This is a genomic window from Cereibacter johrii, from assembly GCF_001720585.1.
Taxonomy (GTDB): domain Bacteria; phylum Pseudomonadota; class Alphaproteobacteria; order Rhodobacterales; family Rhodobacteraceae; genus Cereibacter_A; species Cereibacter_A johrii.
Map to the genome: position 1 here is coordinate 1 of NZ_MABH01000032.1, position 9,628 is coordinate 9,628.

At 71.0% G+C, this 9,628-nt stretch carries 10 protein-coding genes; all 10 read right to left on the reverse strand.

Features of this window, described 5'->3' with window-relative positions; genetic code table 11:
* Positions 1–2,852: flagellar hook-associated protein FlgK (flgK, locus tag A9O63_RS01620; protein WP_069330361.1), on the reverse strand; the 2,852-nt coding region annotated here is incomplete at its 3' end.
* A 104-nt stretch (positions 2,853–2,956) separates the two neighbouring features.
* A complete protein-coding gene (locus tag A9O63_RS01625) occupies positions 2,957–3,259 on the reverse strand; it encodes a rod-binding protein (protein WP_069330362.1) in 303 nt (100 codons plus the stop codon).
* A complete protein-coding gene (locus A9O63_RS01630; RefSeq protein WP_069330363.1) occupies positions 3,259–4,374 on the reverse strand; it encodes a flagellar basal body P-ring protein FlgI in 1,116 nt (371 codons plus the stop codon). Before A9O63_RS01630 ends, A9O63_RS01625 begins: the two co-directional genes overlap by 1 nt.
* Positions 4,371–5,039 carry a flagellar basal body L-ring protein FlgH gene (locus tag A9O63_RS01635; protein WP_069330364.1) on the reverse strand — a complete coding sequence of 223 codons (669 nt, stop codon included), beginning with the start codon at positions 5,037–5,039 and terminating at the stop codon, positions 4,371–4,373. Before A9O63_RS01635 ends, A9O63_RS01630 begins: the two co-directional genes overlap by 4 nt.
* A 7-nt stretch (positions 5,040–5,046) precedes the next feature.
* Positions 5,047–5,835, reverse strand: coding sequence for a flagellar basal-body rod protein FlgG (gene flgG / locus A9O63_RS01640; RefSeq protein WP_069330365.1), 789 nt, complete (start codon positions 5,833–5,835; stop codon positions 5,047–5,049).
* A gap of 53 nt (positions 5,836–5,888) precedes the next feature.
* Positions 5,889–6,644 carry a flagellar basal body rod protein FlgF gene (locus tag A9O63_RS01645; protein WP_069330366.1) on the reverse strand — a complete coding sequence of 252 codons (756 nt, stop codon included), beginning with the start codon at positions 6,642–6,644 and terminating at the stop codon, positions 5,889–5,891.
* Between the two features lie 8 nt (positions 6,645–6,652).
* Positions 6,653–7,924, reverse strand: coding sequence for a flagellar hook protein FlgE (locus tag A9O63_RS01650; protein WP_069330367.1), 1,272 nt, complete (start codon positions 7,922–7,924; stop codon positions 6,653–6,655).
* 24 nt (positions 7,925–7,948) lie between these two features.
* Positions 7,949–8,620, reverse strand: a complete 672-nt coding sequence (locus A9O63_RS01655; RefSeq protein ID WP_009563952.1) for a flagellar hook assembly protein FlgD — start codon at positions 8,618–8,620, stop codon at positions 7,949–7,951.
* 1 nt (position 8,621) lies between these two features.
* Entirely contained in the window at positions 8,622–9,038 is a 417-nt protein-coding gene (gene flgC / locus A9O63_RS01660) for a flagellar basal body rod protein FlgC (RefSeq protein WP_011841196.1), read from the reverse strand.
* On the reverse strand, positions 9,038–9,424 hold the full coding sequence (gene flgB / locus A9O63_RS01665) for a flagellar basal body rod protein FlgB (protein WP_069330368.1): 387 nt from the start codon (positions 9,422–9,424) through the stop codon (positions 9,038–9,040). Before flgB ends, flgC begins: the two co-directional genes overlap by 1 nt.
* Positions 9,425–9,628 lie beyond the last annotated feature (204 nt).

Sequence of the window (9,628 nt, forward strand, 5' to 3'; positions counted from 1 at the left end):
AGGAGCGCCGCAAGTGCCGAGGCCACGCCGGCCCCGTCGCTCACGCCCGCCGCCGCGGCATCGAGCGTCACCGTCCGGCCGCCCACCGTCATCGCATAACGCGCGGAGCCCGCCTGCGCGAAGGTGCCGTCTGCCGAGAGCCCTGCCCCGTCGAAGGCGGGATCGTAGGTGAAGCCATAGGTCTGGACGCCGCCCGCCCCGCTCACCGTGCGCGAGACGAGGCCGCCGCTCATCGCATCCACGGCGGCATCCTGCCGGACGCCGCCCAGATCGGCCGAGAAGCCGCTCGCCGACGAAAGGTGCAGCTCGCCCGTGAAACGCGCGCTGTCGGCCGTGCCCGACAGCGTGAGGGCTGTGCCCACGGGGCTGCCCTCGGCGTCGGTGCCCTGCAAGGTGACGGCGGCGCCGCCCGCGTGGCGGAGGCCCGCGATGCCGATGTCGGCCCCGCCGTCCTGAACGAGCAGGAGCCGCGCTCCGTCCGGCGACAGCTCGGCCCGCACGCCGGTGGCCGCGCTCACCGCATTGACCGCCAGCGCCAACGCATCCATCCGCCCGCCTGCGACGGCGCCGCTGATGCGGACGGGCGAGAGGTTGGTGCCGGTGAGCGCGAAGCTGAGCGTGCCGTCGGCGGGCGCCTCGATCGTGACGCCGGTGCGGGCTTCGGCCTCGATCCCGGCCCCGAGCGCGTTGATCGCCTGCGCCATCTCGGCCGCCGAGGCGCCCGCAGGCACCTGCACCGCGAGGGGAAGGCCTCCGGCGGCCTCGAGCGTCAGGCTCGGGCGCGCGGAGGCGGGGGGCAGAAGGCCCGAACTGCCGGCCACCGGATCGGCGTGATGGAGCGACAGCACAGGCTCGCCCGGCAGGATCGCGCCCGCGATCCCGGTTCCGCGATAGCCGGTGCCTCCGGCGCCGTTCAGGGTCGAGGCATCGTAGACCGCGCCCGGCAGGAAGCCGTTGGCCTCGGTCAGCAGAAGCGCGGCTTCCTCGGCCGTGAGCGCGGTGCCTGCGATATGACGTCCGTCCCGCGTGATGATCTGGATCGTTCCGCCCGCGGGCTCGGCGGGCGTCAGGCTGCCCGCGACGGCCCCGGCGGATCCCGTGACGCTGGCGCCGGCATCGAAGTCGCCCTGCCCCAGCGTCAGCGTGAACCGCCCCGTGCTGCCGCTGGCCGTGACGCCCAGATCGGCGAGGGTCTGGCCGCCGGTGCTGACGGCGCCGCCATTCAGCGCGGCGGCGAGCGTGGTGGGGTTCGTGGCGCCCAGCGCCGTCAGATCGAAACTGTGGACCGTGCCCCCGATCGAGAAGGAGAGCGTCGTGGCCCCTGCCGCGGCGGGGTCGGACAGAAGGAACTCCTGCTGCGACTGGCTGCCGAGGCTCGCCAGCGTGACCGAGCCCGTTCCGGCCGGAATGTGGCCCACCACGCCCGCGCGGATCAGCGTTGCGGCATCGGCCCCGCCCGCATCCGTCAGAAGGCTGCCCAGCGATCCGGTCGAGGGGAGCGTGGAGGTCACCGGCAGGAAGCTCGCCTGCGCCGAGCCCGCATTGCCGCTGGCGGCGGACACGATATAGGGCGCCGCGGCCGCGATCTGGCGGGTGTCGGTCAGCAGGAAGCGCATGTCCAGCGCCCGCCCCTCGCGCGGCGAGACCGTCAGACGGTCGCCATCCCCGGCCGCCCCGGTCATCTGCAGCGTGAGGCCCGGCAGCGCCAGCGTCTCGGCGCCGCTGCCGAGGAGCGTGCCCCCCGCATCGTAGGCATGCCAGAGCCCCGCCGCCGCATCGTGCACCAGCGTGAGCGGGCCGGGCGCCGTCGCGGTGTCGAAGGCCACCACCGACGCGCCGCCCGTGCCCCGGTTGCCGGCGTCGGCCGTGACCTGCCAGCCCTCGAGCGCGAAGAGATCGCCCCCCCGGGCCCCGACCTGATCGATCCCCTGCGCATGGACCGTGTTCATCTCGGCGACCAGCTGCCGCGCGAGCCCGTCGAGCTCGGCCGCGGCATTGTCCACCGCCGAGAGCGCCGACGCATATCCCTGCAGGCTGCCCCCCGTGATCTGGCGGCTCTGGAGCGTCGCGCCGGCCCGCGTGACCTCAAGGACGAGGCCGCCCGCCTCGGCCACGCCGAGCGTGCTCGCCACCGTCCCCTCGAGCAGCAGCGGCCCGCCCGGCGCCGAGCCGAGCGTCAGGGTCGTGCGGCCCAGAGCGTCGAAGCTGGCCTGGATCCCCACCTTCCGCGAGAGCTCGCCGAGGAGCCGGTCGCGCTCGTCCAGAAGCGGGTTCATCGCCGATTGCTGCGCGCCGGTCATGCGCCCGTTCAGCTCGGCCAGTTGCCGAAGCGTCTGCGAGGCCTCGGAGGCGGTCTGCCCCGCAAGCCCCGCCACCTCGTCGCGGAGCCCGGCGAGCCCGCTCGCCACGGTGGTGAAGGAACTGGCCAGCGTCTGGCCCGCCGCCAGCACCACCTGCCGCAGCGCACCGTCGCGCGGCGTGGCGCTGAGCCCGTTGAGCGCGTCGAAGAAGCCCGTCAGCGCCTCGGGCACGCTGCCCGCCCCGGCCAGAAACAGGCTCTCGAGCGCGCCGGCGGTGGTGTCGAGCGTCTCGGCCGAGGCGGCGGCGCCCTCGGCCGTGCGCAGCCGCTGGGCGACCAGCCCGTCGAAGGCCCGGCGCACATCCTCGACCCGCACCCCCTGCCCCGAGGTCGCGGCACTCGTCGGGCCGATCTGCCCGCCCGGCACCTGCGCCAGCACCGTCTCGCGGCGGACATAGCCCTCGGTGTTCACGTTGGCGATGTTCTCGGCCGTGACGGAGAGGGCCGAACGGTAGGACAGAAGACCCGAGCGGGCGATGTCGAGGATGGACAAGGGTCAGGTCTCCCGGACGGGTCTGGCGAAAAGGACGGGCAGGCCCGCGGCAGCGACAGGCGGCAGGCCCGGACGGTCGGGGAATGCCTCCGGCGTGGGGGTGGTCACGACTTGTGCTCCCTCACGAGAGGGGCGAACTGGCGCTCGATCGCGTCGGCGATGCCCAGCCGCGCGCGCCCCGCCGAGCTTTTCGCAAGCTCCATGTCGAGCATGTCGCGCGCCGTATCGACGCCGGACGAGCCCAGGATATCGCCCCCCGGCAGGCCCGCACGGCCGGCCTTCAGAAGCTGCGTGAGAAAGAGCGACTCGAACCCCTCGGCCGCCTGCCGCAGATCCTCGCGGCCCGCAGGTTGGGCGCGGCTGCCGGCGAGCGACAGCGGGTTCAGGGCCTGAAGTTTCAGATCCATCAGATCACCACCAGTTCGGCGCGCAGCGCCCCCGCCTCGCGCAGCGCCTCGAGAATCGCCACGAGGTCCGAGGGGCTCGCCCCCACCGCATTGATCGCATCGACCAGCGAGCTCAGCGAGACGCCGGGATCGAAGACGAAGGCCTTGGCCGGCTCCTCGACCACCTGAACGCGGCTGTCGGGCGTCACGACAGGCTCGCCCGGGGCCACCACGGTTGCGTTGTTGCCCACCACCACGCTCGCCCCCTGCGAGACGCGCTGATCCTCGGTCACGCGGACGGTGAGCGAGCCGTGGGTGACGGCCGCGGGCGTCACCTTCACCGTGCCGCCGATCACGACGGTGCCGGTGCGGGCATTGACCACCACCTTGGCCACGGGCGGCGCGGGGTCGATCTCGACATTCTCGAGCAGGCTCATGAAGGACACGCGCTGCGCGGGATCGGCCGGCGCGCGCACGCGGATCGAGGTCCCGTCGAGCGCCACCGCCACGTCGGGCCCGAAGGTGCGGTTCACGCCCTCCGCCACGGCCGCCGCGGTGGAGAAATCGCCGCGGTTGAGGTTCAGCACCAGATGGTCCGTCTCGAGAAAGGGCGTCTCGACCATCTTCTCGACCATGCCGCCGCGGGGCACGCGACCCACGGTCGGGATGTTCACGGTGAGCGACGAGCCGTCCCTGCCCTCGACGCCGAGCCCGCCCACCACGAGATTGCCCTGCGCGATGGCATAGACCTCGCCATCCGCCCCCATGAGCGGCGTCATCAGCAGCGTGCCGCCCTTCAGCGACTTGGCCTGACCCACGGTCGAGACGGTCACGTCGAGCGTCTGGCCGATCTTCAGGAACGGCGGCAGGTCGGCCGTCACCATGACGGCCGCGGCATTCTTGGCCTTGAGGTCGCCCGTCTCGACCGAGAGGCCGAGGCGCGAGATCAGCGACTGCATCGACTGCTGGGTGAGCTGCGAATTGCCGTCGCCGGTTCCGGACAGGCCCACCACCACGCCATAGCCCACGAGCGGGTTCGACCGCACGCCCGCCACCGTCGTCAGGTCCTTCAGCCGGTCGGCGAAGGCGGGCGGCGCGCAGGCCAGAAGGGCTGCGAGAAGGAGCGCGCGTCTCACAGCGGCGAGACCACGGAAAGGCCGCGCCGCAGCCAGCCGGGTTTCGCGGTATCGGCCGTGTCGCCCGCGCCGATATATTTGATCTCGGCATGGGCGATACGGTCCGAGGTCACCACATTGTCCGGGCCGATGTCCTCGGGGCGCACCACGCCCTTCAGCCGGACATATTCGTTGCCGTTGTTCAGCGTGAGGAGCTTCTGGCCCATGATCTCGAGATTGCCGCCCGGCAGCACGCGCGTGACCGAGACCGACATCCGCCCGCGCAGCGAGTTCGACTGCGAGGCCGCCCCCTTGCCCGAGAAGCCCTGATCGGTCGAATTGTCGAGCACCCCGTCGTCGAGCCCCAGCGTCAGCGCATCGGGCAGGTCGATCTCATAGTCGTTCTTGCGCGAGCCCGAGGCGCTCTGCGACTTCGAGGCCGAGAATTTTTCGTGGAAATCCACCGTCACGATGTCGCCCACCCGCGCCGCGCGCCGGTCCGAGACGAAGAGGCCGCGGGAGGTGCTGCTGTAGATCCCGCCGGTGGGCAGGCTGTCGAGCCGCCCGGCTTCCTCGACCGGATAGACCGGGGCCCAGGCCTCGGAGGCGCGGTCCTCGACATAGGTCGAGCAGGCGGCGGGCGCGAGCAGCAGGGCCAGCGCGGACAGGGGCATGCGGCGGGACATCTGCGCCTCAGAGCTTGTTGGCAAGATACTGCATCATCTCGTCGGAGGCCGAGATGGACTTGGAATTGACCTCGTAGGCGCGCTGGGTCTCGATCATGTCGACCAGCTCCTGCACCACATTGACGTTCGAGGCTTCGAGCGATCCCTGCACGAGCTTGCCGAAGCCGGGCTCGACCGGGTTGCCGATCACCGCCTCGCCCGAGGCTGCGGTCTCGACCGCGAAGGTCTCGCCCACGGGCTGGAGGCCGCGCGGGTTGGCGAAGGTGGCGATCGTCATCTGGCCCACCTCCTGCGCCTCGGTCTCGTCGGGCATCAGCACCGACACGATCCCGTCCGAGGAGATGGTGACCGAGACCGCGCCCTCGGGGATCTGGATCTCGGGCTGCACGACATAACCCGAGGGGGTGGTGATGGTGCCTTCGGCATTCTGCGAGAAGGTGCCGTTCCGGGTGTAGCCCATGCGCCCGTCGGGCATCAGCACCTGAAAGAAGCCCGGCCCGTCGATCGCCAGATCGAGCGCATTGCCGGTATTGGCGAGCGAGCCTTGCGTGTAGAGCTTTTCCGTCGAGACCACCCGGACCCCCGTCCCCACCGCCGAGGGCGAGGTCATGGCGGTGGCCTCCGACGTCTGCGCCCCGCCGGGCTTCCAGGTCTGGTAGAGGAGGCTCTCGAAATTCGCGCGGTCGCGCTTGAACCCGGTCGTGTTGACGTTGGCGAGGTTGTTCGAGATCACCTGCATCCGGGTCTGCTGGGCATTGAGACCGGTCGAGGCGACATGCATCGCATTGGTGGACATGCGGGGCTCCTTCAGGCGCTACGCCAGTCCCGGTGCAAGCCCCGTGCCACAGCTCACTCGGGCGGACGCAGGAGACGTGCGCCGCTTTCGTCCAGCTCCTTGGCCGAGGAGATCATGCGGAGGTTGAGCTCGAAGGCGCGCTGCAGCTCGATCGAGGACACAAGCTCTTCCATCGTGTTGACGTTCGAGCCCTCGAGCACGCCCTGCAGCACGCGGGCACGCTGGTCGGGCGGCGGCAGGGGCTCGTCCCCGGCCCGGATCTGGCCGTCCGGATCCTTGCGCAGCGTCACGCCGTCGGGGATCGTGGTGGCGAGGAGCGGCCCCTCGACCTGCTGGCCAGGTGGGCCGTCCTGCGGCTCGTAGAGGATGCGGCCCGTCTCGTCGACGATGAGCGCGCGCACGGGGGGCAGCTCGATCGGCTGCATCGCCGGATCGAGCATCGCCTCGCCCGCCCCGTTCTGAAGCCGCCCGTCGGCCGTGAGCCGCAGGTCGCCTCGGCGCGAGAGGGCAGGCTCGCCCCCCTCGGGCTGGACGAAGAACCAGCCCTCCTCGGCGATGGCCACATCCATCGGCTCGCCGGTCTGGTTCAGAAGGCCCGGCGCGGCGAAGAAGAGATGCGGCCCCCGCTCGGTCTGGAAGGCCCGCGCCGAGGCCACGTCCATCGCCTTGAGGAACCGCGCGTCGCCCTCGTTCGTCAGGTCGCGCCGGAAGCCCGGCACGGTCTGGTTGGCGAGGTTCTGCGCCTGGATCACCCGCGTATCGCGCAGGTTCGCCAGCGAGTTCAGGGCGGTGTGGATCAGCCGGTCCATGATCCGCCTCAGCTGCGGATGTTCATGATCGTCTGCATGAGCGAGTTCGAGGTCTCCATCGCCTTGGCCGAGGCCTGATAGTTGCGCTGCGCGGTGATAAGATGGACGAGCTCCTCGGTGAGGTCCACGTTGGCATGTTCCAGCGCGCCGGCCCGGATGATCCCGAAGCCGGAATCGCCCGCCGTGCCCGCGACGGGCTGGCCGGAATCGGCGGTGGCCGCGAACCCCGAGGCCCCGAGCTGGCGCAGCGCCTGCGGGTTGGCGAAGGTCACGAGCACCACCTGCCCCATGGCGACCGGGCTGCCCGCGCCGTAGGCGGCCCAGACCGTGCCGCTCGCATCCACCTCGAGGCTGGTCAGCGCCGAGGCGCTCTTGCCGTCCTGGCTCACGGTATTGACCTCGAAGCTCCGGTCGGCGAGCTCGGTCTCGGTGAGATCGAGCGTGTAGCCGATGCCCGAGGCCGCCGTGAAGCTGAGCGCGCCCGTGCCGCCCGAAAGCGCGCCGGTCGCGTCGAAGGTGAGGTCGCCCTGCGCGGGCGTCAGCGGCTCGCCCGCCACCACGAGCCGCACCGACCAGCCGGTCTGGGGATTGCCCGGGGTGGGGTTCGCGGTCTTGATGAAATAGGCCGCCGCCTCGACGGCATTGCCCTTCGCATCGAAGATGGGAACCGCCGTGACGGCCGCATAGGTGGTGGGATCGGCCGGATCGAAGGCCGCGGCCGGCGGAACGGCCGCCTGCTTGCCCAGCATCGCATCGTCGGTCGGCAGATCGACCGACAGCGCCACCGTGCTCGTGGCCACCGGCGATCCCATCGTGAGCGGGATGGTCAGCGGCGTGGCCGAGCCCGGCACCTGGCTCAGCGCATCGCCCTCGACGCTCACCGGCCAGGCAAGGAGCTTCTGACCCGAGGCATTGACCGCCACCCCCTGGGCATTCAGGCCGAAGGCGCCCGCGCGGGTGTAGATCGGCTCCGGCTTGGCGGAATTGGGCCCGACCGCGGGCTCGGTGGCAAAGAAGCCCTGCCCCTCGATGGCCAGATCGAGCGTGTTGCCCGTGGCCACCACCGAGCCCTGGCTGAACTGCATGGCGGTGCGCAGCGTCTGCACGCCCGAGCCCACCGCCGTCCGCGAGATGCTGTAGGGCGAGGAGTTGAACACGTCCGCGAATTCCGCGCGGCTGCCGCGGAAGCCAATGGTGCCCACGTTGGCGATGTTGTGCGACGTGGCGGCGATGTCGTGCTGGGCGGCGGAGAGCCCCGAGAGGGCGGTGTTGATCGACATGGAGTGGCTCCTGTGGGTCGGGGATCAGCGGAAGGAGGTGACGGTGTCGGCGGCGACGTTGCCCTTGTCCTCGACCTCGAGGACCGTGCTCTTGCCGTCGGCGCTGGTGCCGACCGACAGGACACGGGCATAGACCTTCGGGGCGAGCGGGACCGAGCCGTCGCTCGAGGCGGCCGTGACGCTCACCCGGAGCGGCACGCGGGAGGAGACGAGCGAGGACGGCACGCCGTCCCAGGCGAAACCCACATCGCCCGCATTCTGGGCGCCGAAGGTCTGGCTGTGGAGAAGCTCGCCCGTCACGCTGTTCGAATAGGTCACGACCAGCGCCTCGGCCGGATCGGTCAGCGTGACCGCGCCGCGCACCGTTCCCGTGCTGTCGGCGCGCACGAGGGTGCCCGGCACCAGCACCGACTTGCCGATCAGCGAGGCGGCCGTGGCGGTGCGGAAGGCGCCGAGCCCGTCGCCGATCCCGCTCAGCGTGCTGTTGAGCTGTTCGATCCCGGAAACGGTCGAGAATTGCGCCATCTGGGCCAGGAACTCGCCGTTCTCCATCGGCTGGAACGGGTCCTGGTTCTGGAGCTGCGTGGTCAGCAGCGTCAGGAAATCCTGCTGCCCGAGGTTCGACTTGCCCTTGGCCTGCGTCGTGGTCTGGAGCGCGAGGCCCGCGGCATAGGAAGCGTCGACGGCATTCGTCATCTCACTGCCCCATGCTGGCGGTGCGGGCCATGAGCGACCGCAGCGTCGAGACCGCCTCGAGCGTGTTCTGATACTGGCGGCTCGCCTCCATCATCTCGACCATCTCCTCGTCGACCGAGACCGGCGCCTCCCAGACATAGCCCTCGGGGTCGGCCTGCGGATGATCGGGCCGGTAGACCCGCGCCGGCTCGCGGTCGAGGCTGACGACGCCCGCCACATCCGTCGTCGAGAGGCCGGTCCGGCCCACCGCATCGGCATAGCTCGTCTCGAACACGGGCCGCAGCGGCCGGAAGGCCGTCTCCGCCTTGTCCGAGACGGTGCCCGCATTGGCGAGGTTGCTCGCCACCGTGTTCATCCGCACCATCTGCGCCGAGAGCGCCCGCGCGCCCACATCGAAGACACTGTCGATCCCGCTCATCATTCCCCCTTGATCGCCGTCATCAGGCCCGAGATGCGCCGGTTGAGGAGCGCGAGGCTCGTCTGGTAGCGCAGGGTGTTTTCTGCAAATTCCATCTGCTCCACGGCCATCTCGACCGTGTTGCCGTCGAGGGCGGGCGTGACCGGATCGCGGTAGAGCGCCTCGCCCGTCGCGGCAGGTCCGCCCACCGCGAAATGGCGCGCCTCGGTGGTGCGAAGCGTGCCGTTTCCCGATGCCCGGGCGAGCTCCGCCCCGAAATCGATGTCGCGCGCCTTGTAATGCGGGGTCGCGGCATTCGCGATGTTCGAGGTCAGCAGGTTGTTGCGCGTCTCGCGCAGGACGAGGGCCTGGGCATGGACCCCCAGCTGATCGCGAAATCCCGTCATCCGTTCCTCCTTGGCGCCGCCGCGCGGGCGGCATCTGGACCGGGACTTGCAAGGAGGATGCCAGATGCCCGTGCCCCGAGGAGAAAGCGATGCCTGCGCCGCCCGATCTGGCCCGTCACCCCGCGCTCGACGCGGCCGCGCGCGCGGTGCTGGCGCTGCTCGAGCCCCTGGACCGGAGGGAGGGCCTCGCGCGCCTCGAGGCCC

Bases quoted from the DNA above. Each gene is read 5' to 3' on its own strand.
- A9O63_RS01625 (WP_069330362.1), bottom strand. From the start codon at position 3,259: ATGGATCTGAAACTTCAGGCCCTGAACCCGCTGTCGCTCGCCGGCAGC.
- A9O63_RS01635 (WP_069330364.1), bottom strand. From the start codon at position 5,039: ATGTCCCGCCGCATGCCCCTGTCCGCGCTGGCCCTGCTGCTCGCGCCC.
- flgG (WP_069330365.1), bottom strand. From the start codon at position 5,835: ATGTCCACCAATGCGATGCATGTCGCCTCGACCGGTCTCAATGCCCAG.
- A9O63_RS01645 (WP_069330366.1), bottom strand. From the start codon at position 6,644: ATGGACCGGCTGATCCACACCGCCCTGAACTCGCTGGCGAACCTGCGC.
- A9O63_RS01650 (WP_069330367.1), bottom strand. From the start codon at position 7,924: ATGTCGATCAACACCGCCCTCTCGGGGCTCTCCGCCGCCCAGCACGAC.
- A9O63_RS01655 (WP_009563952.1), bottom strand. From the start codon at position 8,620: ATGACGAATGCCGTCGACGCTTCCTATGCCGCGGGCCTCGCGCTCCAG.
- flgC (WP_011841196.1), bottom strand. From the start codon at position 9,038: ATGAGCGGGATCGACAGTGTCTTCGATGTGGGCGCGCGGGCGCTCTCG.
- flgB (WP_069330368.1), bottom strand. From the start codon at position 9,424: ATGACGGGATTTCGCGATCAGCTGGGGGTCCATGCCCAGGCCCTCGTC.